Below are 26,191 nucleotides of genomic sequence, written 5' to 3'. Positions count from 1 at the left end.
CGTCGCGAAGAATTGGGGCGAAACGGCGATGGTCTAGCTGTCGGCGGGAAACCGTCGCCGATAGTGCCCGACCACTTCCGGGTTGCGCAGATTGACCGGCAATTTGCCTGCCAGCACCAGCAGGGCCTCGCCGGCCGCGCCAACGCCCATGCGCATCATCGATTCCTCGGTGATGCCGGCCATGTGCGGGGTGATCACGACATTGTCGAAGCTGAAATAGGGATGATCCGGTGGCAGCGGCTGCGTCGAGAACACGTCGAGCGCGGCACCGCCGATGCGGCGCTCCCGCAAGGCCTCGATCAGCGCGTCGTCATCGACGACGGGCCCGCGCGACACGTTGATCAGCAGCGCGTTGGGTTTCATGCGCGATATGCGTTCGCGGCTGATCAGGCCGCGCGTTTCCGGCGTCAGCGGACAGCACAGGACGATGATGTCGCTCTGCTCGACCAGCGCGTCGATCGACAGGAAGCCGACCTTGTCCGGCGCCGGCTGCATGCTGCGGGTCGTTGCGACCACTTTCAGGTCGAACCCATGCGCGGCGATATGGCCAACGGCCTGTCCGACGGCGCCGAGACCGACGATGCCGATCGTCTTGCCGGCGAGCTCGATGTTGGAATTCGCGTGCTCGCGACCGGCAAGCCAGCCCTTGGCGCGCAGGTCGCGGTCGACGACACGAAACTGCCGAAGCAGGGCGAGGGCTGCAAACATCACATGCTCGGCCACCGAGCGTGCGTTGACCGCCGGCACGTTGGCGACCAGCACACCTGCCGCGGTCGCTGCTTCCATCGGGATCATGTCGAGCCCGGCGCCATGGCGGATCGCTGCCCGCAACCTGGTGGCACCCTCGAACAACAGTGGCGGCAGGGGCGCGCGCACAATGACGATGTCGGCATTCCTCGCCTCGGCGGCCAGCGTGCCCGGATCGATGGCCGAGGCGACGACAAGCTCACCCGCCCCCGCCAGCATGGCCGCGGCGCGCGGATGCAGTCTGTGCGTCGACAGGATGCGCGTCATCCCCGTCAGGCCTGTTCGAGCGTCGGGTTTTGCGACGCCGCCCCGAGGCCTTCGATCAGCCCCTTCCAGTAGCTTTCCGCGCCCTGCAGGTGGGCGCTCATCAGCGCCTGGGCGAGATTGCCGTCGCGCCGCAGCAGCGCCTCGTATATCTGGATGTGTTCGGCATGCGAGCGCACGCTGCGCTCCGGATCGTTGAAGTAGATCGGTAGGCGCTGCTCGCCCATCAAATAGTAAACGCTGCAGATGTTGTGGAAGACGCCATTCTTGGTGGCGCGCACGATCTCGAGATGGAATTCGCGGTCCTCCTTGGCGAGGCCTTCGCCTGCCGCGATGCGTTCTTCCGAGGCCTTCAGGATCTCGCGCAGCCGTTCGAAATTCTCCTCGGTGGCACGCGAGCATGCAAGTTCGGCCGCCTTGATCTCATGGATCTTGCGCAATTCGACCGTCTCGTAGATCTGCAAGGGATCGAGCGGCAGGCCGGCGCGCGCGAACAGCGCCAGCGCCTCGACGCTGGCCTGCTTGGTGTCGATATAGATGCCGGACTTGGCCCTGCGCTCGACGATGCGCATGGCCTCGAGAATGGCCAGCGCCTCGCGGATCTGGCCGCGGCTGACGCCGAAATGCTCCGCCAGTTCGCGTTCCGACGGGGTTCGGCCCGTCTCCTTGTCGGAATGGGAGAACAGATAGGCGGCAAGCTCCGCGAGAAGGTTGTTTTCTTTCATCGTCAATTGCGTTGCGCGTGCGCCTCCAGGAATCGCTCCGAAATGGTGAATCCCAATCCGGGTTTTTCGGGGATCGCTATCATACCGTCCCTGGCTTCGACAGTCTCTTCGACAAGGTCGTGGATCATCGGATTGGCACCGAGCGAATATTCGACGGTGAAGCTCGACGGCGAGGCGGCGCAGACATGCAGCCCGGCGAAGAAGCAGGGCGCGCCGGCCCATAGATGCGGCGCAAAGCGCAGGTTGAAGGCGCTGGCGATGGTTCCGATCTTCATGGCCTCGCTGATGCCGCCGCAGAAGGCGGGATCGGGCTGGAAGATGTCGGCGGCCTTGAGCACGGCGAGGTCGCGGAAGGCATAGCGGGTCGCATCGCTTTCGCCGGTGGCGATCGGTATGGCGCCGGAGGCACGGACTTCGGCAAGGCCGGACTTGTCGTCGGCGATCACCGGCTCCTCGAACCAGGCAAGGTCGAGATCGCCGGCGAGATGGATGAAACGCTTGGCCTCCGCCACCGTATAGGTGCCATGGGCGTCGACCATCAACTCGACGTCGGGGCCGAGCGCCTCACGGGCGGCGCGAACGCGAGCGGCCGACACATGCGCGGCGCCATCCATGGCGCCGATGCGCATCTTCAGCGCCTTGAAGCCGCCCCTGGCGACATAGGATTTGAGCTGGTCGCCGATCGCGTCGGCGGACGCCCAGCCACCCGAGGCGTAGGCCGGCATGCGATCGAGCTTGCGCCCACCGATCAGCCGCCAGACCGGCTGCCCGAGCGATTTGCCCAGTATGTCCCAGAGCGCGATGTCGACGGCGCTGATGGCGGCCACGCTCATGCCGCGCCGCGCCAGCTGCGGCATGGCATGGCCGGCGCGCGCCGCGCTGTCGTGGCGCACGCCGTTGTAGAGCATTTCCCAGATGATGCCGATATCGGCCGGATCGCGGCCGACGAGCTGCGGCCCGACCTCGCGGTTCAGCATATGGACGAGCGCACCATAGCTGCCGGCGCTGCCGGCGGCGTTCTTGCCTTCGCCCCAGCCGACCAGCCCGTCATCGGTTTCGATGCGCAGGATGGCGGCGTCGAAGGTCGTCACCTGACCGAAATCGCTGCGGTGCTGCTTGGCCGCCTCGATCGGTATGCGAATCCACCAGGCCTGGACGCTTTTGATGCGCATGGTCTTCCCCGGCCCTGCCGCCGGATGGCGGGAGGGCTCATTCCCAATCGGATCGGCTACTTGATCAGCGGCAGCAACGTTTCGGCAGTGATCCGCATCTGGTCGGTGTAGAACTTTTCCGTCAGCACGCTGGAGCCGTGATCCTGGATGAATTTGAGCTGCTCGGGCGAGATGTCGACCGGGTGGCGTTCGACCATGTCGGGGTAGGGCGCGGCCGGGGTGCGGTCGACAGGCGCGACGAACTCGTTGGTCAGCGCCCCGTCATAGCCGACCTCCCGCAAGGTCGCGACGATCTTCGGCCAGTCGATCTGGCCAAGGCCTGCGGCGAAGCGGTTATTATCGGCGACATGGAAGTCGAACAGGCGCTTCCCGACCTTACGGATCGCGTCGTAAACGTTAAATTCCTCCATATGGAGGTGGTAGGCGTCCAGGCAGACGCCACATTCCGGGCTGACAGCGTCGGCCAATGCCAGGGCCTGGGCGCCGCGATTGAACAGGTAGGTCTCGAAACGGTTGAGTGGCTCGACCGCGATCTTGACGCCGACCTTCTTGGCGTGGGTGAAGCACTCCCTGGTGGCATCGACCACCCACTTCCATTCCTCTTCCTCGGTGCCGTCCGGCACGACCTTGCCGACGGTCGCGGGAACCAGCGTGATGATCTCGCCGTCGAGTTCGCTGACCATGGTCAACACGTCCTTGACGTATTGCACGGAGCGCTCGCGCTGGCCCTGGTCCCGGGCGGCAAGGTTGCGTTCGCCCAGCATCAAGGTCACGGCGCCCCAGCAGCGTATGCCGTGCTCCTTCAGGAGCGCGCGCGTCTCCTTGGTCTTGTATTGGTCGGGCTCGCCGGAAATCTCGATCGACTCATAGCCGAATTTCTTGATGCGCTTGAGCGTCGTCTCCAACGGTTCCGCGCGCATCCAGTTGTGCGTCGAAAGATGCATGGTCTGTCCTTCCCGGATCGTCCCTAATGGTTCGCCTGCAACATGCCGTCACCGGATGTGACGGACGGTTCCTCCCCAAGGCGTTCCAGCATTTCTTCGCAAACTGGTTCGACCAATTGGGCCCAAGACGAGGTCTACAGCAATTTCCCACGCGCGGCAAGAACTGTGCGATGGCAACTTGATGTCTGGATTACTCCATTGATTATATTGGACTATGCTGCCCTCCCGTGGCACGGTGGAGGGCTCTGAATGTGAGTGGCAAGGCTTGACCAAATCGCCACGTTTGGTAATACCAGAATGACAATGCACGCAAGTGACCGTTGAGAACAGACCAAAGTGGCTGGCTCTGTCTTCAATCGGCGCTATGCTCGGGCGCGACAACAATGAGGGAGGATGCCGATGCCGAGGACGATGAAGGGCCCTGGACTGTTCCTGGCGCAGTTCGCGGGCGATGCAGCGCCGTTCAATTCGCTTGCATCGATCACAAAATGGGCGGCCGGCCTCGGCTATAAGGGCGTGCAGATCCCGACCTGGGACGCGCGCTTGTTCGACCTCCAGAAGGCTGCGTCTTCCAAGGCCTATTGCGACGAGGTGAAGGGCATCTGTGTCGACGCCGGCGTTGAGATCACCGAACTATCGACGCATCTGCAGGGGCAATTGGTGGCGGTGCATCCGGCCTATGACGCGCAGTTCGACGGCTTTGCGCCGGCTTCGGTGCACAACAACCCCAAAGCGCGGCAACAATGGGCGGTCGAACAGATGCAGTTCGGGGCCAAGGCGTCGCGCAATCTCGGGCTCGACGTCTCGGTGAGCTTCAGCGGCGCGCTGGCTTTCCCCTACCTCTATCCCTGGCCACAGCGGCCGGCCGGATTGATCGAAGAGGCGTTCGCAGAACTAGGCAAGCGCTGGAAGCCGATCCTCGATGTCTATGAGGACAATGGCGTCGACGTCGGCTACGAAATCCATCCCGGCGAGGATGTGTTCGACGGGGCGACGTTCGAGATGTTCCTCGACGCGGTCGGTGGCCACAAGCGCTGCAACATCAATTACGATCCGTCGCACTTCCTGTTGCAGCAGCTCGATTATCTCGAATTCATCGACATCTACCACGAGCGCATCAAGGCCTTCCACGTCAAGGACGCCGAGTTCAACCCGACCGGGCGGCAAGGCGTCTATTCCGGCTACCAGAGCTGGACGAACCGCGCCGGCCGCTTCCGCTCGCTCGGCGACGGACAAGTGGATTTCGGCGGCATTTTCTCCAAGCTGACGCAGTACAACTATGATTCCTGGGCGGTGCTGGAGTGGGAGTGCTGCCTGAAGCATCCGGAGGACGGCGCGGCCGAAGGCGCGCCCTTCATCCAGCACCACATCATCCGGGTGACGGAGAAGGCGTTCGACGATTTCGCCGGCGGTGCCACGGATAAGAAGGTGCTGCGCGCCATGATGGGAATCTAGCGCGGGTTTTCCCTCTCCCTCGAGGGAGGGGTATCTCAGACACGAGGGAGACGACATGGTCGGTGCATCGAAGTCGGAAACGGGAGGCGGCCCGATCCGCTATGGCATGGTCGGTGGCGGGCAAGGCGCTTTCATCGGCGCGGTGCACCGGATCGCGGCGCGCATGGACAATGAGTTCGTGCTGGTCGCCGGCGCGCTGTCGTCCGATCCGGCGCGCGCCAAGGCCTCTGCCGCCGAGCTCGGGCTCGACCCTTCGCGCAGCTACGCGTCCTATGCCGAGATGGCCAAGGCCGAGGCAAAGCGCCCGGATGGCATCGAGGCGGTGGCCATCGTCACTCCGAACAATGTGCATGTGCCGGCGGCCAGGGCGTTTCTTGAAGCCGGCATCCATGTCATCTGCGACAAGCCGCTGGCGACGACGCTGGCCGAGGCAAAGAAGCTCGCGGCGATCGTCGAGAAGACCGGCAAGGTGTTCGTGCTGACCCACAATTACACCGCCTATCCGATGATCCGCCAGGCGCGCGAGATGGTGGCCAAGGGCGTGCTCGGCGACATCCGCATCGTGCAGTCGGAATATCCGCAGGACTGGCTGACGGAGGACCTTGCCGCCACCGGTCAAAAACAGGCGGCGTGGCGTTCCGACCCCAAGCAGGCCGGCGCCGGCGGCGCGCTCGGCGACATCGGCACGCATGCCTACAATCTTGCGCGCTTTGTCTCCGGGCTGGAACTCGACACTCTGTCGGCCGATCTCGACGCCTTCGTGCCGGGACGGCAGCTCGACGACAATGTCAACGTCATGCTGCGCTTCAAGCCGGTCGGCAAGACGCATGCGGCAAAAGGCATGATCTGGGCAAGCCAGGTGGCGCCCGGCCATGAGAACGGGCTGAAGCTGCGCATCTATGGTTCGAAGGGCGGGCTGGAATGGGTGCAGGCCGACCCGAACTATCTCTGGTATACGCCGTTCGGCCAGCCCAAGCAGCTGATCACCCGCAACGGCGCCGGCGCGCTGCCGGTGGCGGGCCGTGTCAGCCGCGTTCCCTCCGGTCATCCCGAAGGCTATCTCGAAGGCTTCGCCAACATCTACCAGGAGGCCGCACGCGCCATCCGCGCCGCGCGGCGCAAGGGCGGCAAACCTGCCAAGGACGTCGTGTTCCCGACCATTCAGGACGGCGTCGAGGGCATGGCCTTCATCGAGGCCTGCGTGAAATCGTCGAAGAAGAATGGAGCGTGGACGAAACTTTAAATTTGATCTCGCGGGGGGATCATTTTGGGGGAGGGGCGTCGATGAAAATCGGCATGTGCATGTTCTTGTGGACGACGGCGGTGTCGAAGAAGCACGAGCCATTGCTTCGCGACATCAAGGCCACCGGCTTCGACGGCGTCGAGATACCGATCTTTGCCGGCATGCCGGACGACTACAGGAAATTGGGCGAGCTGCTCGATCGCATAGGGCTTGAACGGACCGCCGTTTCAGCGATGGGCGATCCGGCGATGAACCTGATCTCGGCCGATGCGGCAGCGCGCAAGGCCGGTGTCGACTACATGAAATGGGCGATCGATTGCGCAGACGCGCTCGGCGCCAGAACGCTGAGCGGCCCGTTGCATTCGACGCTCGGCGCCTTTTCCGGTTCCGGGCCGACCGCGGCCGAGAAGAAACGCTCCGTCACCTCGCAGCGCGCCATCGGCGATCATGCAGGCAAGAGGAACGTCATCATCGGGCTCGAGGCGCTCAACCGCTTCGAATGCTATCTCCTCAACACGATGGCCGACCTGTCGGAGCATATCGATGCCATCGACCGGCCGCACATCAAGGCGATGTACGACACCTTCCACGCCAATATCGAGGAGGCAGACCCGATCGGCGCCTATACGAAGCATCGCAGGAATGTCGTGCATATCCATATATCGGAGAACGATCGCGGCGTGCCGGGGCGCGGCAACATCCCCTGGAAGGAAACATTCTCGGCCATCCGCAAGAGCGGCTACGACGACTGGCTGACGATCGAGGCGTTTGGACGTTCGCTGAAGGATCTCGCGGCGGCGACCAAGGTGTGGCGCGATTTTTCCGAGAGCCCGGAAGCGGTTTATCGGGATGGATATAAGCATATCAAGAACGGGTGGAAGAAGGCCGCCTAGGTGCCTTGGTCGGGCGATAGTGACGCGAACAAGACCTGCGTCGGCGACCTTTGGCGCAAGGCGAGGCGTTGATTGCGCCTGGCCCATTTTCCAGTTGCGTTCGCGGCGGTTTCCAGGTGGTTCCCCCACTCCGTCTCGGCTTCGCCGAGCCACCTCTCCCCCCTCCGGAGGGAGAGGAAAGGCCCCGGTGGCTCGGGATAGAAAGGAGCCTCCGCCTAGGATCGGCCAGGACGCCCTGGCGCTTTCCTCTCCCCCGTCGATCGGGGGAGAGGTGTCGAGCGCAGCTCGACGGAGTGGGGGTCGACCCTTGGCGCGGCACCATACGATGCCCGCGCTTATGCGTCACAAGGTTAGCCCAGTTCGGCCTGCAACCTGTTGTAGTCATGAATCGTCCGGCTCAGCCTGCGGCGCAGGAAATTGGAAATGTTGTCGAAGATGAAGACCACGACCAGCGTCAGCAGCACCATGTAGAAGACGTTGGCCCAGTTGGAATTGGTGCGCATCGCTTCCCACAGTTTCAGGCCGATGCCGCCGGCACCGACGGCGCCGATGATGGTCGCGCCCCTGGTGTTGGATTCCCACTGATAGAGCGTCTGGCTGATGAACACCGGCACCACTTCCGGCAGTACGCCGTAGCGCTGCACCAGAAGACGGTTGGCGCCTGTCGACACAACACCCTCGCGCGGCTTGTCATCGATGTTCTCCAGCGCCTCGGAATAGGTTTTGCCGAGCGTGCCGATCTCGGTGAAGAAGATCGCGGCGCTGCCGGCCAGCGGACCCGGTCCGAAGGCGCGCGTGAAGAACAGTGCCCAGATCAGCATATCGATGGAGCGCATGAAGTCGAAGAAGCGCTTGAGCAGTTGGTTGACCAGCCGGTTGGGGGTGATGTTGCGGGCGGCGAAGAAGGCGAGCGGGAAGGCGACGATGCCGCCGAGCGCGGTGCCGAGAAAGGCCATGACGATGGTCTGCAACAGCTTTGTCCAGACATCGCCATGCTGCCACTGCGCATTGTTCCAGATGTTGTTGCCGGCGAGCGCCAGATTGGAGGTGCCCGCTTTCAGCTCGGGGCCCGACGTGATCAGTGACACCACCTCGCCGGCGGATTTTCCGAAGAAGGGCGAGCGTGTGTCGAAGACGAAGTTCGCCCAGCCGAGAAAGCGCTTGCGGATCCTGACGCGATCGGGGGCGACGCGGACCTCGCCGGCGAAGCCCATGTCGGCGACGACCTCATCCTCATGCACGGTGACCCAGTCGGGAACAGGTCCCGAGACCAGCGGCTTGCCGCTGTCCAGCGCCACCGCCACGCTCGTCCCAGCGGCGACGATCGTTGCTCGTGCCTTGTCGAAGGTGACCGACTTCGCCGTGCCGTCGATCAGGACCGTCACCGAACCGTCGGCGTTGGTCTTGACCCAATCCGGGTGGGGATTGGGGCCGAGTACAGAAAAGCGGGGGTATTTGGCCGTTATCTGCGGCTCGTCGAGGCGGAAGATCGGCTGCACGTCGTAACTGATCCACTGGGTCAGGAACAGCGGCAGCCGCTCCCAATGCGATTCCCGCAGCACTTGCGGCAGATTGAAGAACCACAGCGCGTAGAGCAGGTAGAGCAAGATGCCGCCAAGCAGCAGCAGCGGCCCGAAGCGCCTGTGGAACGGCCGGCGGAACACTTGCGGGAAGCGGTCCTCGATCGACTGAATTTCGGCGGCGGTCATGGATCAGGCGCTCATCACAAAGGCTTGTTCGCCGACCAGCTTGCGGCGCAGCCAGGCGGAGAACTGGTCGACGATGAAGATGGTCGTGAACAGGAGCAGCACCAAGGCTATCGTCTTGGCGCCGAAGCCGCGCGAGATCGACAGCTTCAGCTCCTCGCCGATGCCGCCGCCGCCGACCGCGCCCATGATGGTGGAGATGCGCACGTTGATCTCGATCCTGAGCAGCGTATAGGACATGAAATTGGGCAGCACCTGCGGCAGGCCGGCAAAGCGTACCCGCTCGAACCAGTTGGCGCCGACGGCCCGCAGGCCTTCCTCGGTGCGCATGTCGACGTTCTCGTTGATCTCGTAGAACAGCTTGCCCAACGCGCCGATCGAATGCAGACCGATGGCGATGATGGCGGCGATCGGACCGATCGAAACGATGGCCGCGAACAGGCCGGCGATGACGATCTCGGGAAAGGCCCGCAGCAGTTCCATGAAGCGCTTGACGACAAGCCGCAGCAGCGGATGCGGCGTCAGGTTGCGCGCCGCGATGAAGGAGAACGGCACGGCGAAGACGAAACCAATTGATGTCGAGACCAGCGCCACGTTAAGCGTGGTCAGCATCAGCTCGAAATATTCCGGGATGTAGAAACCGCCCCAGACATAGGCGCGGCCGAGCGGAAAGTTGAATTCCTGCGTGCCGGTGTCATGCGGGGAGGCGATGTCGAACAGCGCCCGCCAGACATCGTTCCAGTCCTTGGGAACGAGCCAGCTCAGGAAATCCAGAATATGCGGCAGCCGGTCGAAGAAGTGCCCGGCATTGGCCTCGTCGGCAAACCACATGGTGCCGCCGAGTGCGACCAACAACAGGCCGACGCCGATGGCGGTGTAGAGCCGGCGCAAGGAGGTCTGGCGACGCCAGGCGTCGGCCATCTGGTGCGTGGCGCCGGAAGGAGCTGTCAGGGAAAGGGTCATGGTCGGAGATGCAAGAAGGGCGGCGTTTTCTCGGCGCCGCCCTTCCTGATTTCTGCCTTTAGCCGCCGATGGCTGCCTTACGGGCTTCGACGATGACGTTATAGAAATCCGCCTTCACCGGAACGTAGCCGGTAAAATCGCCGCCTTCGACGCCTTCGAAGCAAGCCTTGTCCTTCTTGGGCAGGTCGGTGAAGAAGGCGGCCAGCTTGGCCGTCATCTCGTCGCCGAGCGCCGTGCGCACGACCAGCGGACCGTTCGGGATCAGGCCCGAGCGCCAGACCTCGACGAAGTCGTTGGGGTCGACGGCGCCCTTGGCGACTTCCTTGTGGAAGGTGCCGGAGGTGTAGCCGTCCTTGAAGTCGCCGATGCCGGAGGAATCGTCCACCGCCACGTCGACCTTGCCGTCACGCACGGCGAGCACATTGTTCTCATGGCCGCCATTGAACTGGGTCGAGGCGAAGAAGGTCTCGTTCGACGCGCCCGTGTCCTTCGGAATCTGCGTCAGCGGGATCAGGTAGCCGGAGGTCGAATCCGGATCGGCGTAACCGAGCTTCTTGCCCTTGGCCGACTTGATGTCGGTGATGCCGGAGGACTTCAGCGCCAGGCCGATCGAATAGTAGCCGGTCGCGCCGTCGGTCTGCTGGGTTGTGAGAATCGGGGTTACCGCCTTGGGATCCTTGAGGACGACGCTGGCGTAGCCGGAAGCGCCGAGTTCGGCGAAGTCGAGCGTGCCGCCGAGAAGTCCCTGGATGACGCCGTCATAGTCGGCGGCCGGGAACAGCGAGACCTTCTCGAAGCCGAATTCGGCCTTCAGGTGATCGGCCAGGCACTGGTAGTTGCGCAGCCGGTCGGTTTCGTTCTCGCCGCCGAGGATGCCGACGCGGAATTCCTTCATATCGGCGGCATGCGCCGCGCCGGTGGCCATTGCAAGCACCGAAACGGCGCTGAAAACCATTTTCCTGAACATCTGATTTCTCTCCTGTAGGTTCCGGCCCCGCGCCGGCGGCGTTGGTGATTTTGACGGGTGCCCTGACGCGGGCTGGCGATCCAGGTCGCTCTCAGTAACCCGGGAATGCGGGTTCGAGCGGTCCGGCGGATGCGGCGATCTTTTGCTTGAAGGCAACGCTGGTCGAGGTGATGGCCTCGGATATCTCGCCGCCATTGCTGTCGGCGCCATAGACGAGACGGACGGCCTCGCGGTTAAGCTCCTCCGGCGGCCCGTCGAACACGACCTTGCCCGCGGCCATGCCGATGATGCGGTTGCAATAGGTACGGGCGGTGTCCAGCGTGTGCAGGTTGGTGACCACGGTGATGCCTTCGCGCAAATTGATGTCCTGCAGCGAATCCATCACCACCTTGGCGTTGAGCGGGTCGAGCGAAGCGATCGGTTCGTCGGCCAGGATCACCCGGGGCTGCTGCATCATGGCGCGGGCAATGGCGACACGCTGCTGCTGGCCGCCCGACAAGGTGCCTGCGGGCTGCAGCGCGGTACGGGCGATATCGAGCCGCTCGAGGGCGGCGACCGCCTGCGCACATTCGGTTCGCGAGAACATGCCGAAAAGGTTCGACAGGGTCGGACGATGGTTCAGCCGGCCGAGCAGCACATTGGTCAGCACGTCGAGGCGCGGAACAAGGTTGAATTGCTGGAAGATCATGGCGCAGTCGCGCTGCCAGCGCCTGAGCGGCGAACCGCGCAATTGCGAGACCTCGGCGCCGTCGAAGAAAATCGATCCATGGCTGGGATCGATGAGGCGGTTGATCATACGCAGAAGGGTCGACTTGCCGGCGCCGGAACGGCCGATGACGCCGACCATCTGACCCTGCGGGATCGAGATGCTGACATCGTTGACGGCGGTGTTCTTGCCAAATCGTCGGGTGACGCCGCGGATTTCGAGCGTGGCTGACATGGTGCGTTCCCGTCCAGTCGCGGTTGAAGGTCCTGTTGACCCTCGCTAGCGCAGCGCCATGAACCTGCGGTGTCGGATTGATGTCAGTTTTGTTACCACCCACAGCCGCGTCGCGCGCGATCAGGCCAGGACCATCAGTTCCTCGAAATGCTCCACGTCCCTGAAACTGCGGAAGGCAGGCGGCTTGAGAAGACAGCCCCCTGCCCGAACTCTATGTAAGGGATGCGAATAGTGAGCAGCCCTATTCCATTCACCACCGTCATCCACCGTATTTTTCCAGGAAAGCTTCGGCCTCGAGCTGACGGAAATCGTCGAGTGCGGCGCGCAGCCTCGCATGGTCCCAATCCCACCAGGCAAGCGCCTGGTAGCGCTCGGCAGTGCGGCGGTCGAAGCGCTCGCGGATCGGCTTTGCCGGCACGCCGGCGACGATGGTGTAGGGAGCGACATCCTTCGATACCACCGCTCCGGCGCCGACGGCGGCGCCATCGCCGACGGTGATGCCGGGCAGGACTGTCGAGCCATGGCCAAGCCATGTGTCGTGGCCGATTGTGACGCGCCTGGCGCGGCGCTCAGCGAAAAATTCGCTCTCGTGTTCGGCATCGTCCCAATAGTCCGATGCGCGGTAGGTGAAATGGTGCAGCGTCGGCCGCCAGGTCGGGTGGTTGGTGGCGTTGATGCGCACGCTTGCCGCGATGTTGGAGAATTTGCCGATCGTCGCACACCAGACGGCGCAGTCCTGCATCATGTAGGAATAGTCGCCGAGTTCGCTTTCCGAAACCCGACAGCGGTCGGCGATTTCGGTCCACCGGCCAAGCGTCGAATTCTCCACGTCCGCCGTCGGGTGGACCAGCGGCGTCTCCGACAATTTCCTGCTCATGCGGCGAGCTTTCCCGGGGCGAAGGCGGTGACGTCGATGATGCGGTCGGCCACCGCTTCGCGCACATCATGGTCGTGGAAGATGCCGAGCAGGGCGACGCCTGCCGCCTTCTTGGCGGCGATGAGTTCGATCACCACATCGCGGTTCCTTGCGTCGAGCGAAGCGGTCGGCTCGTCGAGCAGCAGGATCGGGTGCCCGGTGATGAAGCCACGCGCGATGTTGACGCGCTGCTGCTCGCCGCCGGAGAAGGTCGCCGGCGGCAATGCCCAGAGTTTTTCCGGCAGGTTAAGCTGCGCCAGCAGGGCGCGCGCCTTGCTTCTTGCTGCTTCGCGATCCTCACCGCGCTCTACGAGCGGCTCAGCGACGACGTCGAGCGCCGATACGCGGGGCACGGTGCGCAGGAACTGGCTGACATAGCCGATGGTCTGGCGGCGCACGGCAAGCACGGTGCGCGGGCTGGCGCTGGCAAGGTCGATCAGCCCGTCTTCGTGCGTGACGATGATCTGGCCTTCGTCGACGGCGTAATTGCCGTAGAGCATCTTCAGGATCGAGCTCTTGCCGGCCCCGGACGGGCCGCCGAGCACGGTGCATTCACCGGCGCGGATCGAGAAGGAGACACCGGCGACGACAGGCAGTTTGATGCCGTCGCGCAGATGCATGGTGAAGCTCTTGGCGACGTCGGAAACAACGAGAGGCGTCGGCATCAGAAGGTACTCCAATCGTTATTCGTTTGCGGGCAGGACAGAGGGGGGTGACTTGGCGCCATCGTCAAACCTGCAGAATCGAGGAAACAAGTAATTGCGTGTACGGCGCGCGCGGGTCGTCGAGCACGCGGTCGGTGAGGCCGCTTTCGACGACGCGGCCGTCCTTCATCACCATCATGCGCTGCGACAAAAGCCGCGCCACCGCGAGGTCATGGGTGACGACGACGGCGGCGAGGCCGAGATCGGTGACGAGGCCGCGCAAGAGATCGAGCAGGCGCGCCTGCACCGAGACGTCGAGGCCGCCTGTCGGTTCATCCATGAACACCAGCCGCGGGCCGGTGACGAGGTTGCGGGCGATCTGCAGGCGCTGGCGCATGCCGCCGGAAAAGGCGCGGGGCTCGTCGTCGATGCGATCTTCCTCGATCTCGACGCGCGACAGCCAGTCGACGGCGGTGGCGCGGATCTTGCCGTAGTGGCGGTCGCCCACCGCCATCAAGCGTTCGCCGACATTGGCGCCGGCCGACACCGTCATGCGCAAGCCGTCGGCCGGATTCTGGTGGACAAAGCCCCAGTCGGTGCGCATCAGGAAGCGGCGCTCGGCCTCGCTCATGCGGTAGAGTTCGCGGAACTGGCCGTCGCGCATGCGGTAGCTGGCGGTGCCGGATGAGGGCAGCAGCCGCGTCGACAGGCAGTTGAGCAATGTCGTCTTGCCGGAGCCGGATTCGCCCACGACAGCCAGGACTTCGCCCGGCCACAGATCGAAGGTGACGTTGTCGCAGCCGACGCGCGAGCCGTAGAATTTCGAGAGCGCCGAAACGCGTAGCAAGGGTTCGTCGGTCATTGTATCTCCTTACCCTCCCCCTTGTGGGGAGGGTCGGCGCGCAGCGCCGGGGTGGGGGCTGCCGATGGGTCGCTACCCCCACCCGCGCCTTCGGCGCGACCTCCCCACAAGGGGGAGGTAGGGGTGCTGCGCCGCTTCTCGCAGTGGTCGGTGTCGGAGCAGACGAACATGTGGCCGCCGTGATCATCGAGGATGACCTCGTCGAGATAAACGTTCTCGGCGCCGCACAACGCGCAGGGCTGGTCGAAGGTCTGCACCTCGAACGGATGATCCTCGAAGTCGAGGCTGACCACATCAGTAAAGGGGGGCAGCGCGTAGATGCGCTTCTCGCGGCCGGCGCCGAACAGCTGCAAAGCCGGCGAGCGGTGCATCTTGGGATTGTCGAATTTCGGCGTCGGAGACGGGTCCATCACATAGCGGCCCTCGACCTTCACCGGATAGGCATAGGTGGTGGCGATGCGGCCGTGCTTGGCGATGTCCTCATAGAGCTTCACATGCATGAGGCCGTATTCCTCCAGCGCATGCATTTTGCGCGTTTCGGTCTCGCGTGGCTCGAGAAAGCGCAGGGGCTCGGGGATCGGTACCTGGTAGACCAGCACCTGGCCTGCGGCGAGCGGATGTTCGGGAATGCGGTGGCGGGTCTGGATGATGCTGGCGCTGGCGGTATCGGTCGTAACCGCCACATTGGCGACCTTCTTGAAAAAGGCGCGGATCGAGACCGCATTGGTGGTGTCGTCGGCGCCCTGGTCGATGACCTTCAGCACATCGTCGGGGCCGATGATCGAAGCGGTAACCTGGACGCCGCCGGTGCCCCAGCCATAGGGCATCGGCATTTCGCGCGAGGCGAACGGCACCTGATAGCCGGGAATGGCGATGCCCTTGAGGATCGCGCGGCGGATCATCCGCTTGGTCTGTTCGTCGAGATAAGCGAAGTTGTAGGCGGCGATGTCGGTCGGTTGCGCGCTCATTCCGCGGCCTCTTTCTTCTCTTCAATCTTGCCGGGATTTTCGCGGGCGCCGTACTCGGCGCGCATGCGGCGCACGAGGTCGAGTTCGGCCTGGAAGTCGACATAATGCGGCAGCTTCAGATGTTCGACGAAGCCGGTCGCCTGGACGTTGTCGGAGTGCGAGATGACGAATTCCTCGTCCTGGGCGGCGGCGACAATGTCCTCGCCGAGTTCGCTTGCACGAAGAGCGCGGTCGCAGAGTGCCATGGCCATCGCCTTGCGCTCGCTCTGGCCGAAGACCAGCCCGTAGCCGCGTGTGAATTGCGGTGGCGCCTTGGCCGAGCCCTTGAACTGATTGACCATCTGGCATTCGGTAACGCGCGCGGTACCGAGCGGCACAGCGAAAGGCAGTTCGGGCACGTCGAGCTCCAGCTCGACCTCGCCGATGCGGATCTCGCCGACGAAGGGATGGTTGCGGGCATAGCCGCGCTGCGTGGAATAGCCGAGCGCCAGCAGGAAGCCCTCGTCGCCGCGCGACAGCGCCTGCAGGCGGATGTCGCGAGCCATCGGGAACTCCAGCGGCTCGCGGGTAATGTCGCCGGGGACATGGTCCTGCGGCATGTCTCCGTCCGGCTCGATCAGCCCATCGCGAGCGAGGATCGCCGAGACGCGCGGCATTGGCTGCGCTTCCGTCTCGCGCCGCAAGGGCGCGGCGACATCGGCGCCGGCGGCAAGCTCGGGATCGAGCAGCCGGTGCGTGTAGTCGAAGGTGGGCCCAAGCAACTGGCCGCCGGGCAGGTCCTTGTAGGTCGCCGAAACGCGGCGTTCGACCAGCATGGTGGCGGTGTCGATGGCATTTGTATAGCCAAAGCGCGGCAGCGTGGTGCGGTAGGCCCGCACCAGGAAGATCGCCTCGATCATGTCGCCGCGCGCCTGCACGATAGCGAGTGCGGCGAGTTCGCGATCGTAAAGCGAGCCTTCGCTCATCACCCGGTCGACGCCGAGCGCCAGCTGTTCGACGATCTGGTCGAGGCGCAGTGCCGGTACCGAGCGGTCACCGCGCCGACGGTCAGCGAGCAGGCTGTGGGCGTTGGCGATCGCGGCTTCGCCGCCTTTTACCGCAACATACATCGCTAGGCCTCCGTCGTCTTGATGCGTGTCGTACGCGGCAGGCAGGCGAGGCTGTCATGTGCCGCCAGGATGATGTCGACGCCGCGCGGAAAGCGGTTGATGTTCTGCTTCCACTGCTCGATGAAATGACGCGGCATGCGGGCCGGCGCGATCGTCGCCGTCTTCTCGATGCCAGGACCTTCGAGCAGCAGCGGCGTGCCTGACGTGAGATCGCCTACCTGCAGGATCAATGTGGTCGAGCGGTCGGGATAGTCCTGCGTGCCTTGCGAGAAACCGTCGAGCGCCATCATCTCGGCCGGCGAGGCCACAAACGCGAAATGCGCGTCGGCCGGGGTGTTGGCCAGCGGCGCACCGCTGTGAAAGCCGAGCCAGGACATGACCGCTGCCGAGGCATGCAGGGCCGGGTCGAGCCAGAGCGGCGTGTCATTGTCGCACAATGCCAGCGCAACCGCGCCCGATGTCGCCGAAAGCGGCGCCGGCGGGCGGGCCAGGGCCGGCAAGGGTTGCACGCTGCCCGGCCGCGCCATTGCGTCCATGACGGCGCGAAACACCGTCTGGGCGTTGAACACCGGATCGGCGAACCCGCCCTCGATCGATTGCGCTGCGATATCCATCAATCTTCTCCGCGAACCATGGTGAAGAAATCCACCTTCGTTGCCGCCGTTTCGGCGCGGCGCCTTTCTCGTGCCGTGGTCAAGGCAGCCCGCAGCGGCGCGAGAAGGCCCGTTTCGACCGCCTCTCGGTGGGCGGGGTCCTGCCACAGCGCGTCGGCGATGGCCGCCAGCTTCGCCTTCTGCTTGTCGCGGCCGAGCGCATAGCAATGGCCGACCTGTCCGGACGGCAGGCGCACTGTGGCGCGGGTCACGGTGGCCTCGCCGACATTGAACGGCGCGCCGCCGCCGCCGATGCGGCCGCGCATGGTAACCAGGCCGGTCTCGGGACCGCGCAGCAGTTCGGCCTCGGCAGGCAGGCCGGATTCGTTCCAGAGGCGAACGATGTCGTCGCCGCTGGACTGCGCCAGGGTTGCCATGGCCGCCTTGCGTTCGGCCTGGTCGCGCGCTTCCTGTCCTCGCATGAGCAACACCCTTGCTTCTAATTTGTCTATTGATATAGACAATCATACGAATTATACCCATTACCTAACGCGAGTCCATGACGGGTGCGTGACAGGGGCCGGCCAGGGGCGAAACCGTGAACGGAAAACACGTGGCTGACGGTATCGAGCGGCGCAGCGGCGTCTCGTTGTGGCGCCAGATCGCCGACCGAATCCTGCAATCGATCGCTGCCGGCGATTTTGCCGAGAATGCCGCGCTGCCGCCGGAGGTGGCGCTGGCCGAGCGCTATGGCGTCAACCGTCACACGGTGCGCAGCGCCATCGCGGCGCTCGTGCAAGACGGGGTACTGCGGGCCGAGCAGGGGCGCGGCACTTTCGTGCTGTCGCGCAAGCGGCTGTCCTATCCGATCGGCGCGCGCACGCGATTTTCAACCGGCTTGCAGGGCCAGGCGTCGGAGCGGCATATCGTGCTGCTGGCCTCATCGGTCGAGCCCGCCAGCCGGCGCGTCGCCGAAGCCCTGGGCGTTGCCAGGGGATCGGATGTGATTCGCCTGGAGACGCGCGGCGAGGCCGATGGGAAGCCGGTGTCGCGCGCTTCCGGCTGGTTCGACGCCAGGCGCTTCGCCGGCATCGATGTGGCCATGGCCGAGACCGGGTCGATCACCGCATCGCTCAAGCGTTTCGGCATAGACGATTATCTCAGGCAATCGACGGTGCTGTCGGCGCGTCACGCCGATGCTTCCGACCTTGCCGACCTCGATCTGCAGCCGGGCGGCATCGTGCTGGTCACGATGGCCGTCAACATGACGACGGACGGCCGGCCGATCCAATTCGCCGAGGCGCGCTTCCCGGCGGAGCGGGTGGAGCTGAAACTGTCGGCGCTGTAGGGCGTGTCGGCCTTATACTAACGCTGGTACCAGACCAGCTCGGTTGTCAGCGGCTTGGCGGTTTGGGGGTCGCCCTGCGCGGGGCGTGGTCAATACGGGCCGGGTTCACGATCTGCCAGCTTATGCCCCCACCTCGATCACGGCCTTGATCAGGCCGGATTTCTCATGCGCCCAGCGGGCGAGATCACGTGGCGTGTCGGCAAGCGTGGTGCGGTGGGTGACGAGCTTGGCCAGCGGCACGGCGCCATCGCGGATCGAAGCGGCGACGTGGTCAAAGTCGGCCCTCAAGGCATTGCGGCTGCCGACAAGCGTCATCTCGCGCTTGTGGAATTCGGGGTCGGAAAAGGCGATGTCGTCCTTCACGACGCTGACCAGCACCAATGTCCCGCCATGCGCGACATGAGCGAAGGCCGACTGCACCGAGCCGGTGTTCCCGGTGGCGTCGAAGACCACGTCGAAGCCTTCGCCTGATGTCGCTTCGCTGACCAGATCGGATGCCGCGCCGCGCGACCCGTCGAGGGTCTTGAAGCCGAGTTCATTGGCGGCGAAGCCGAGCCTTTCGCTGCTCATGTCGAGCAGCGTCACGTCGAGCCCGGCGATGCGGGCGAAGATGGCGGTGCCGAGCCCGATCGGTCCGACGCCGATGACGAGCGTCCGTGCGCCGGGATCGGCACGCGAGCGCCGCACCGCATGGGCGCCGATGGCCAGGAACTCGACGGCCGCGGCATCGGCCAACGACAGGCCGTTGGCTGGATAGAGGTTTTGTTCCGGGATAAGGATCTGTTCGCACATGGCGCCGTCGCGATGCACGCCGAGCACTTCGATCCGGACACAGCAATTGGGTTTACCGTGCCGGCAGGCGATGCATTTGCCGCACGCCAGATAGGGATTGATGATGACCGGCTCGCCCGTGGCAAGACCAACGCCTTCGCCCGCCTCGACGATGGTCCCCGACACTTCATGGCCCATGATGCGGGGGTAGGCGAGGAAGGGATGCTTGCCCTCGAAGATGTGGTAGTCGGTGCCGCAGATGCCGACAAGGCTGACCGCCACCAGCGCCCAGCCGGGAGGCGGCGAGCCAGCCGCGGGACGGTCTTCCACGACAAGGTCGCCGGGCGAACGGCAGACAACGGCTTTCATGCTTCAATCCAGTCGGTTCATGGAATCGTCGGCCGATTTTCGACCCGGCCGGCGATCGATTTTACTTGCCACCTCGGCGGCGCAGGCCGTCGAAGTAGACGATGACGATGATCAACATGCCGGTGATGACGCGCTGCCAGAACGTGTTGACGTTGAGCAGGTTGGCGCCGTTGTTGATGGTGGAGAGGATGAACGAGCCGATCAGCGGCCCGTGCACCGAACCGATAGCGCCGAACAACGACGTGCCGCCGATCACCGACGAGGCGATGGCTTGCAGCTCGTAGGTGTCGCCCTGCGTCGGATTGCCGATGCCGATGCGGGACGCGAGCAGCACGCCGACGAAAGCCGCGCACAGGCCGGACAGCACATAGGCCATGTAGATCGTGCGCGGCACGTTGACGCCGGAGAGGCGCGCGGCTTCCGCGTTCGAGCCGACGGAGAAGAGATAGCGTCCCCATCGCGTGTGGTGCAGGAAGACGTAGGAGGGCAGGGCAACCACGATCACCATCCAGAACAGATAGGGGATCCCCAGCAGCGAACCGCGCGAAAACGCCTGGAACGCGTCGCTGTTGATCGATATCGAATTGCCATTGGTCATCAGGAGACCGATGCCGCGCAGCGAAGTCATGGTCGCCAGCGTGATGATGAAGGGCGGCAGGCCCATCCTGACGATGCCGAAACCGTGGAACAGGCCAATGGCGACTCCGACCAGCAGCGTCGCCAGTACCGCGATCCAGACCGGCCAGCCGGCATTGATCAGCAGCGCGACGATGACGGTGGCGAAGCCGACGATGGCGCCGACGGAAAGGTCGATGCCGCCGGTGATGATGACGAAGGTCTGGCCGACGGCCAGGATGGCGATCAGGGAACCCTGGCGCAGCAGGTTGGTGATGTTGAGCGCCGAGGCGAAGGACGGCGTCGCGACCGCCAGGATGACCCACATCAGAAGCAGCAGGCCAAGCAGCGTCAGCCCGAACAGGGCATTGTAGTTGCGCTTCGGCTTTTCGGCAGGGATCGCCTCGGTGCTCATGTCTGTCCTCCCGTCTTTTCTTGTTTCTCGGCCAGGGCCTGGCTCAGAATGTCCTCGTGATCGGCGGTGCGGAAACCATGCGTGGCCACCAGCTTGCCGCGCCTGAACACATGCAGCGTGTCAGCCAGTTCGTAGACCTCAGGCAGATAGGACGAGATCAGGATGATGCCCGCGCCCTTGGACAACAGCACACTGAACAGCCGGTAGATCTCGGCCTTGGTGCCTACATCGACGCCGACCGTCGGCTCGTCGAAGATGAACAGTTTGGCGCCGTGCGCCAGCCACTTGCCGATGACGATCTTCTGCTGGTTGCCGCCCGACAGGCTGGAGGCCAGCGCGCCGCGCGTCGGCGTCTTGATCCTGAGGTCGGCGATCTGCCGGTCCGCCTCGGCCTTCTCCTGCGCAGACGAGATCAGCAGATTTTTCGATATGCGCTTGTAGATCGGCAGGTTGAGATTCAATGCAACCGGCAGGTTGAGGCACAGGCCCTGGTCGCGGCGGCTTTCCGGTGCCAGCGCCATGCCGAGCTTGATGGCGTCGTGCTCGGAGTTGACCTGCACCTCCTTGCCTTCCCACAACACCTGGCCGGCCGATTTGCGGTGGCGGCCGTAGAGGGTGGTGACGAATTCGCTGCGGCCGGCTCCGATCAGGCCGTAGAGCCCGACGATCTCGCCCGCGCGCACCGACAGAGAGACATTCTCGAAACCCTTGCCGGACAGGTTCCGCGCCTCGGCGATGACGGCGCCCGGCGTGAAATGCTCCTTGTGATAGATCTGCTCGATCGAGCGGTTGATCATCAGCTTGACCAGCTCCGGCTCATTGGTCTCGGCGATGTTGCGGGTGCCGACCAGCGTGCCGTCACGCAGCACCGAGACGCGGTCGGCGAGCTCGAACACCTCCTCCATGCGATGGCTGATGTAGATGATGGTGACGCCTTCACCCTTCAGGCGGCGGATCAGCGTGAACAGCTGGTCGGCCTCTTTGCGGGTGAGGTAGGCGGTCGGCTCGTCGAAAATCAGGAATTTGGTGCCGCGCACGGTGGCTCGGGCGGCGGCGATCAGCTGCTGCTGGCCGATGGTGAGATCGCCGAGCACGACATGCGCCGGCAGGTCGAAGCCGAGACCGTCGATGATCTTCTGCGCTTCCCTGACCATGGCTCGTTGCTGGAGGATGCCGAAGCGCGAGTTCTCCTCGCCGAGGAACATGTTGGCGGCGACGGTCAGGTGGCGGCAGAGCACGACTTCCTGGTGCACGGCGTTGATGCCGAGCGCCATGGCTTCGTGCGGCGTCGCCAGGGCAGCCGGCTTGCCTTCCCACACAACCTCTCCGGAGGTGCGCGGGATGACGCCGGTCAGAAGTTTGATCAGGGTCGATTTGCCGGCACCGTTCTCGCCGACGATGGCGTGGATCTCTCCCGCCTTGAAGGCCAGGGTCACAGGCTTCAGCGCATGCGTGCCGGGATACCGCTTTTCCAGACCCTGCAGCTCGAGGATCGTCCTGCCGGGCTCCAGCACGGGGGCCGGATGCAGTTCCTGCGCGGTCGACGTCATGGCAATCCTCCCTGTTGTTTCCGGGGCGCAGAGGCCCCGGAAACAGTTGCGCGTGCCGATGCTCAGTTGAGCTTCGGGTTGAGCAGCGCGTCGATCTTGGGATCCTTCATGTTGGCCTTGGTGACCAGGTTGGCGCCGGTGTCGACATTGGTCTCGACCTTTTCGCCCTTGGAGGCGGCAAGCGCGGTCTTGATGCCGTCATAGCCCATCCGGTAGGGATCCTGGACGACGAGGGCGGAAATGACGCCGTCGTTGAGGAACTTGATCAGCTTCTCGTCGCTGTCGAAGCCAACCAGCGCCAGCTTGCCGCCGAGGCTGTTTTCGGCGACAGCCTGCCCGACGCCCTGCGCCATGATCAGGTTGGAAGCGAAAATACCCTTGAGGTTCGGATTGGCGGTGATCAGGTCGGTGGCGATGTTGAGGCCGGTGGTGGCCTGGCCGTCGGCATATTTGTCGGCGACCAGCTTCAGGCCCGGATATTTCGCCTTGAGCTGTTCGATGAAGCCCTGCTTGCGCTGTTCGAGCGAGCCGGCGCCAGGCGTGTTGGTGATCAGGGCAACGTCGCCCTCGATCTTGCCGCCATTGGCTTCGCCGATGGCCGCTGCGAGGCCGTCAGCGGCGACGCGGCCGCCCTGGACGTTGTCGGTGGTCAGGAAGGAGGTGAAGGCCTTGGAGTCGGCGCCGGAATCGATGCCGATAACCTTGACCTTGGCGGCGGCTTCGTCGATCGGCTTGCCGAGCGCCTTGAACTCGGTCGGCGAGATGACGATCGCCGCCGGATTGCTGGCGACGGCGTTTTCGAGGATCGAGATCTGGCCGTTGACGTCAGTTTCTGCCTGGGCGCCGAGCTCCGGCACGTTGACGCCGAGATCCTTGCCGGCCTTGCGGGCCCCGGCCAGAACGATCTGCCAGTAGAAGGACGTGGTGTCCTTGACGATGATCGGAATGGTCACGTCCGCCGCCGAAACCGGCGCCGGGTGCATGACGCCGGCAAGCATCGACGCGGCCGCCAGCGCCATGACAGCGCGGCGATTGAGAATGCTGGTCACGAATTTCATGGAATTCCTCCCTAGGTCGCCCGGTGAACGATACGGAAGCTCGGTTCGGATAGGCGTAGCCAAACAGAACTTTATCAATAAAAAACAGTTGCAGCATTCTGATAGTGCATCGATCCGGTCGATGCAAGCAGTGTTTATGCCATCCTCGGGACACGGCGGTCATGACCGCACTGGCGCCTTGCTCTCTGCCCGACGCTTCCGTTTCGCGTGACTAACGTATGGAATATTAATTCCATAAATTAGTCAATATAGAATGCCCGTTCCTTCTCCGGTTCGCGGGATCGTGAAGCCCCGCGATCGCACGCCTTCGCCCGGGCGGACGGGGCACTTCATGCCAATTCCTGCACTACGGTGTAGGGGCGGTATCTGGCGTAGTCCGCCTGAGGCACGTCGACATCAAGCAGTTCGAGATTGCGGGTCAGGTTCGCCAGCTTGGCGGTGCCGGTCAGCACGGTGGCGACCGAGGATTCCTGGAGGGGGAACTGGAACGCGGCGGCAGCGAGCGGGTAACCACCTTCGGCGGCGATCCGCTCCATCGCGCCGACGCGGTCGAGCACGTCACCGCTGGCGGGCTTGTAGTCGAAATGGGCGCCCTGCACCGGTCCGGTCGCCAATATGCCGGAGTTGAACACACCGCCGATGACCAGCGAAGTCTGTCGGGCGCGGCAGAGCGGCAAAAGTTCGGCTTCGGCGCTGCGATCGAGCAAGGAATAGCGGCTGGCGAGCAGGATACAATCGAGCGGCGCGCGACGCATCACGTCGAGACATATCCGGACTTCGTTGACGCCGAGCCCGTAGGCGGAAATGACGCCGGAGTCTTTCAGTTCTTCGAGCGCCTTGAGCCCACCGTCCATCAACTGGCGAAAGTGCATCTTGGTCTTCTCGACGCCATGCGTGTACACGCCGATGTCGTGCACAAACAGGATGTCTATCCTGTTTAGACCAAGCCGCGCATAGCTGAAGTCGACCGAGCGCATGATGCCGTCATAGGAATAGTCGTAGTCGAGCGCGAAGGGCAGCGGATCGACATAGGAGTGATCGGGAACCTGATCCTCCGGAACGGGCCGGAACAGGCGCCCGACCTTGGTCGACAGCACATAGGAATCGCGCGGCTTATAGCGCAGGAAGTCGCCGAAACGCCGCTCCGACAGGCCGAAACCATAGAAGGGCGCGGTGTCGAAATAGCGCAGGCCCGCCTCCCACGCGCCTTGCAACGTTTCCATCGCCGCCTCGCGCGAACAGGCGCGGTAGAGCCCGCCGATCGCGGCACCGCCGAAGCTTACTTCGGTGACCTCGAGCGCCGTCTGGCCGATGCGGCGTTTTTCCATGCACAACCTCCCCGTTGCCCGCCATTATCCGGCGCGGCAGATTCCAAGACCTCAAGCCGCAGCATTCCAGGAAAGTTCGTGGCCACTTTCCGGACTGCGCGACTTCAAAGAGCTAGAGCGTCGCGCCGAGATGCCAGGGCACGAACTCGTTGTCGCCGTAGCCGAAATCCTCGCTCTTGGTCTTGCGGCCGGAGGCCGTCTCGACGATCAGTTCGAAGATCTCGCGGCCCATGCCGGCGATGGTCTTCTCGCCGGAGGCGATGACGCCGCAATTGACGTCCATGTCCTCTTCCATCTGATGATACATGGTCGAGTTGGTGGCGACCTTGATCGACGGCGTCGGCCGGCAGCCGAAGCAGGAGCCGCGGCCGGTGGTGAAGACGATGATGTTGGCGCCGCCCGCCACCTGGCCGGTGGCGGACACCGGGTCGTAGCCGGGCGTGTCCATGAACACCAGCCCGCTGCCGGTGACCTTTTCGGCATAGCCGAAGACGCCGTTGAGCGGCGTCTGGCCGCCCTTGGCTACCGCGCCCAGCGATTTCTCCAGGATGGTGGTGAGGCCGCCGCGCTTGTTGCCGGGCGAGGGGTTGTTGTCGATCGAGGCGCCGTGCTTGGCGACGTGGTCCTCCCACCACTTGACGTAGCCGTCGAGCTTCTTGGCGATCTCGGGCGTCGCGGCGCGATAGGCGAGCAGATGTTCGGCGCCGTAGATTTCCGTCGTCTCGGAGAGAATACCGATGCCGCCGACGCCGGCCAGGATGTCTACGGCAGCGCCCAGCGCCGGATTGGCTGTGATGCCTGACATGCCGTCGGAGCCGCCGCATTGCAGGCCGACGACGATCTCGCTGACCGGGATGGGTTCGCGCTTGAGCTGGCCGACTTCCTCGGCGATCTCGGCCAGCACGCCCATCGCCTTTTCGACCGATTTGCGCGACCCGCCGGCATCCTGGATGTTGAAATGGCGTTTACCGGCGGCCGCACCCTTCTGGCCGTACAGCGTGAGCTGGTTGACCTCGCAGCCGAGCCCGACCATCAGCACACCGCCGAAATTGGGATGGCGGGCATAGCCGGCCAATGTGCGGTGCAGCACCATCATCCCGTCGCCGGTGGCGCTCATGCCGCAGCCCTGGCCGTGGACGATCGGGACGAAGCCGTCGATGCCGGGATATTTTGGCAGCAGCGTGCGGTTGGCCGCGTCGGCGATGGCGTGGCAGACGGTGGCCGAACAGTTGACGCTGGCGATGATGCCGATGAAGTTGCGCGTGCCGGCGCGGCCGTCGGCGCGGCGATAACCCATGAAGGTGCGGGCGCGGTCGGCCTCGGTCGCATGCTCGGCCTCGCTTGGCGGCACCACCGGCAGGCGGCCGGCCTCGAACACCAGATTGTGCGAATGGACATGTTCGCCGGGCGCGATGTCCTGCGTGGCGCGGCCGATTGCCTGGGCATATTTGACCACGGCGGACCCGGCGGGAATCGGCTTGATCGCCACCTTGTGGCCGGGCTCGATGACGGCGGCGGCAAGCGCGCCGCCGGGCAGCGCGGTGCCGGTCTCGATGCGGCCGTTGGCGACCGCGACATTGTCGGCTGGGGACAGAAGAATTGAGTTGGAGGCGTTCACGGGCGTTT

At 64.3% G+C, this 26,191-nt stretch carries 24 protein-coding genes and 1 pseudogene; 4 read left to right on the top strand and 21 right to left on the bottom strand.

The window, feature by feature from the left end:
• Window positions 1–33: 33 nt before the first annotated feature.
• From FJ949_RS25680 to FJ949_RS25665, 4 genes are read right to left on the bottom strand one after another with little or no spacing between them, the layout of a single operon-like run.
• A complete protein-coding gene (locus tag FJ949_RS25680; protein ID WP_140500385.1) occupies window positions 34–1,014 on the bottom strand; it encodes a hydroxyacid dehydrogenase in 981 nt (326 codons plus the stop codon).
• Window positions 1,015–1,019: 5 nt separating this feature from the next.
• Window positions 1,020–1,736: a FadR/GntR family transcriptional regulator gene (locus FJ949_RS25675; RefSeq protein WP_140500383.1), complete on the bottom strand. Its 717-nt coding sequence runs from the start codon at window positions 1,734–1,736 to the stop codon at window positions 1,020–1,022.
• Between the two features lie 2 nt (window positions 1,737–1,738).
• On the bottom strand, window positions 1,739–2,908 hold the full coding sequence (locus tag FJ949_RS25670) for a mandelate racemase/muconate lactonizing enzyme family protein (protein ID WP_140500381.1): 1,170 nt from the start codon (window positions 2,906–2,908) through the stop codon (window positions 1,739–1,741).
• A gap of 56 nt (window positions 2,909–2,964) precedes the next feature.
• On the bottom strand, window positions 2,965–3,852 hold the full coding sequence (locus tag FJ949_RS25665) for a sugar phosphate isomerase/epimerase (protein WP_140500380.1): 888 nt from the start codon (window positions 3,850–3,852) through the stop codon (window positions 2,965–2,967).
• A 399-nt stretch (window positions 3,853–4,251) separates the two neighbouring features.
• Here FJ949_RS25665 and FJ949_RS25660 point away from each other — a divergent pair, with 399 nt between their 5' ends.
• The 3 genes from FJ949_RS25660 to FJ949_RS25650 are packed head-to-tail and all read left to right on the top strand — an operon-like array spanning window position 4,252 to window position 7,443.
• Window positions 4,252–5,307: a sugar phosphate isomerase/epimerase gene (locus FJ949_RS25660; RefSeq protein ID WP_140500378.1), complete on the top strand. Its 1,056-nt coding sequence runs from the start codon at window positions 4,252–4,254 to the stop codon at window positions 5,305–5,307.
• A gap of 55 nt (window positions 5,308–5,362) precedes the next feature.
• Entirely contained in the window at window positions 5,363–6,550 is a 1,188-nt protein-coding gene (locus tag FJ949_RS25655; protein WP_140500376.1) for a Gfo/Idh/MocA family oxidoreductase, read from the top strand.
• Between the two features lie 41 nt (window positions 6,551–6,591).
• On the top strand, window positions 6,592–7,443 hold the full coding sequence (locus FJ949_RS25650; RefSeq protein ID WP_140500375.1) for a sugar phosphate isomerase/epimerase: 852 nt from the start codon (window positions 6,592–6,594) through the stop codon (window positions 7,441–7,443).
• Window positions 7,444–7,793: 350 nt separating this feature from the next.
• Here FJ949_RS25650 and phnE (FJ949_RS25640) read toward each other — a convergent pair whose 3' ends face one another.
• The 11 genes and pseudogenes from phnE (FJ949_RS25640) to phnG form a co-directional block, all read right to left on the bottom strand.
• Window positions 7,794–9,152 (bottom strand): phosphonate ABC transporter, permease protein PhnE, encoded by a 1,359-nt coding sequence (gene phnE / locus FJ949_RS25640; protein WP_140500373.1) that lies wholly within the window; start codon window positions 9,150–9,152, stop codon window positions 7,794–7,796.
• A 3-nt stretch (window positions 9,153–9,155) separates the two neighbouring features.
• Window positions 9,156–10,112 (bottom strand): phosphonate ABC transporter, permease protein PhnE, encoded by a 957-nt coding sequence (phnE, locus tag FJ949_RS25635; protein WP_140500371.1) that lies wholly within the window; start codon window positions 10,110–10,112, stop codon window positions 9,156–9,158.
• A gap of 58 nt (window positions 10,113–10,170) precedes the next feature.
• Complete coding sequence (phnD, locus tag FJ949_RS25630) at window positions 10,171–11,079, bottom strand: phosphonate ABC transporter substrate-binding protein (protein WP_140500369.1); 909 nt, start codon at window positions 11,077–11,079, stop codon at window positions 10,171–10,173.
• A gap of 91 nt (window positions 11,080–11,170) precedes the next feature.
• Entirely contained in the window at window positions 11,171–12,019 is an 849-nt protein-coding gene (gene phnC, locus FJ949_RS25625; RefSeq protein WP_140500368.1) for a phosphonate ABC transporter ATP-binding protein, read from the bottom strand.
• A 259-nt stretch (window positions 12,020–12,278) separates the two neighbouring features.
• A complete protein-coding gene (locus tag FJ949_RS25620) occupies window positions 12,279–12,896 on the bottom strand; it encodes a DapH/DapD/GlmU-related protein (RefSeq protein ID WP_140500366.1) in 618 nt (205 codons plus the stop codon).
• Complete coding sequence (phnL, locus tag FJ949_RS25615) at window positions 12,893–13,600, bottom strand: phosphonate C-P lyase system protein PhnL (protein ID WP_140500320.1); 708 nt, start codon at window positions 13,598–13,600, stop codon at window positions 12,893–12,895. Before phnL ends, FJ949_RS25620 begins: the two co-directional genes overlap by 4 nt.
• 64 nt (window positions 13,601–13,664) lie before the next feature.
• Window positions 13,665–14,441, bottom strand: coding sequence for a phosphonate C-P lyase system protein PhnK (gene phnK / locus FJ949_RS25610; RefSeq protein WP_140500318.1), 777 nt, complete (start codon window positions 14,439–14,441; stop codon window positions 13,665–13,667).
• A gap of 128 nt (window positions 14,442–14,569) precedes the next feature.
• A pseudogene (locus FJ949_RS25605) lies at window positions 14,570–15,409 on the bottom strand (alpha-D-ribose 1-methylphosphonate 5-phosphate C-P-lyase PhnJ); the annotation flags it as partial.
• Complete coding sequence (locus tag FJ949_RS25600; protein WP_140500316.1) at window positions 15,406–16,518, bottom strand: carbon-phosphorus lyase complex subunit PhnI; 1,113 nt, start codon at window positions 16,516–16,518, stop codon at window positions 15,406–15,408. The pseudogene FJ949_RS25605 and the gene FJ949_RS25600, both read right to left, overlap by 4 nt.
• Before the next feature lie 2 nt (window positions 16,519–16,520).
• Window positions 16,521–17,132 carry a phosphonate C-P lyase system protein PhnH gene (gene phnH / locus FJ949_RS25595; protein ID WP_140500314.1) on the bottom strand — a complete coding sequence of 204 codons (612 nt, stop codon included), beginning with the start codon at window positions 17,130–17,132 and terminating at the stop codon, window positions 16,521–16,523.
• Entirely contained in the window at window positions 17,132–17,593 is a 462-nt protein-coding gene (gene phnG, locus FJ949_RS25590; protein ID WP_140500313.1) for a phosphonate C-P lyase system protein PhnG, read from the bottom strand. The genes phnH and phnG overlap by 1 nt, the downstream gene beginning before the upstream one ends.
• A 116-nt stretch (window positions 17,594–17,709) precedes the next feature.
• Between phnG and phnF the strand changes: the two genes are divergently transcribed.
• Window positions 17,710–18,459: a phosphonate metabolism transcriptional regulator PhnF gene (gene phnF, locus FJ949_RS25585; protein ID WP_140500311.1), complete on the top strand. Its 750-nt coding sequence runs from the start codon at window positions 17,710–17,712 to the stop codon at window positions 18,457–18,459.
• Between the two features lie 120 nt (window positions 18,460–18,579).
• Here the strand turns inward: phnF and FJ949_RS25580 are convergent, their stop codons facing one another.
• The 6 genes from FJ949_RS25580 to FJ949_RS25555 all read right to left on the bottom strand — a co-directional run bounded on the left by FJ949_RS25580 (window position 18,580) and on the right by FJ949_RS25555 (window position 26,183).
• Window positions 18,580–19,599: a zinc-binding alcohol dehydrogenase family protein gene (locus tag FJ949_RS25580; protein WP_140500309.1), complete on the bottom strand. Its 1,020-nt coding sequence runs from the start codon at window positions 19,597–19,599 to the stop codon at window positions 18,580–18,582.
• 61 nt (window positions 19,600–19,660) lie between these two features.
• On the bottom strand, window positions 19,661–20,629 hold the full coding sequence (locus FJ949_RS25575; RefSeq protein ID WP_140500307.1) for an ABC transporter permease: 969 nt from the start codon (window positions 20,627–20,629) through the stop codon (window positions 19,661–19,663).
• Window positions 20,626–22,179 (bottom strand): sugar ABC transporter ATP-binding protein, encoded by a 1,554-nt coding sequence (locus FJ949_RS25570; protein WP_140500305.1) that lies wholly within the window; start codon window positions 22,177–22,179, stop codon window positions 20,626–20,628. Before FJ949_RS25570 ends, FJ949_RS25575 begins: the two co-directional genes overlap by 4 nt.
• 62 nt (window positions 22,180–22,241) lie before the next feature.
• Window positions 22,242–23,237: an ABC transporter substrate-binding protein gene (locus FJ949_RS25565; protein ID WP_140500303.1), complete on the bottom strand. Its 996-nt coding sequence runs from the start codon at window positions 23,235–23,237 to the stop codon at window positions 22,242–22,244.
• Window positions 23,238–23,566: 329 nt separating this feature from the next.
• On the bottom strand, window positions 23,567–24,565 hold the full coding sequence (locus FJ949_RS25560; RefSeq protein ID WP_140500301.1) for an aldo/keto reductase: 999 nt from the start codon (window positions 24,563–24,565) through the stop codon (window positions 23,567–23,569).
• A gap of 112 nt (window positions 24,566–24,677) precedes the next feature.
• Window positions 24,678–26,183, bottom strand: coding sequence for an altronate dehydratase family protein (locus FJ949_RS25555; RefSeq protein WP_140500299.1), 1,506 nt, complete (start codon window positions 26,181–26,183; stop codon window positions 24,678–24,680).
• Window positions 26,184–26,191: the final 8 nt, after the last annotated feature.

This window comes from Mesorhizobium sp. B2-4-1 (assembly GCF_006442185.1).
Taxonomy (GTDB): Bacteria; Pseudomonadota; Alphaproteobacteria; order Rhizobiales; family Rhizobiaceae; genus Mesorhizobium.
This window is presented reverse-complemented; position numbering and strand designations above follow the sequence as displayed.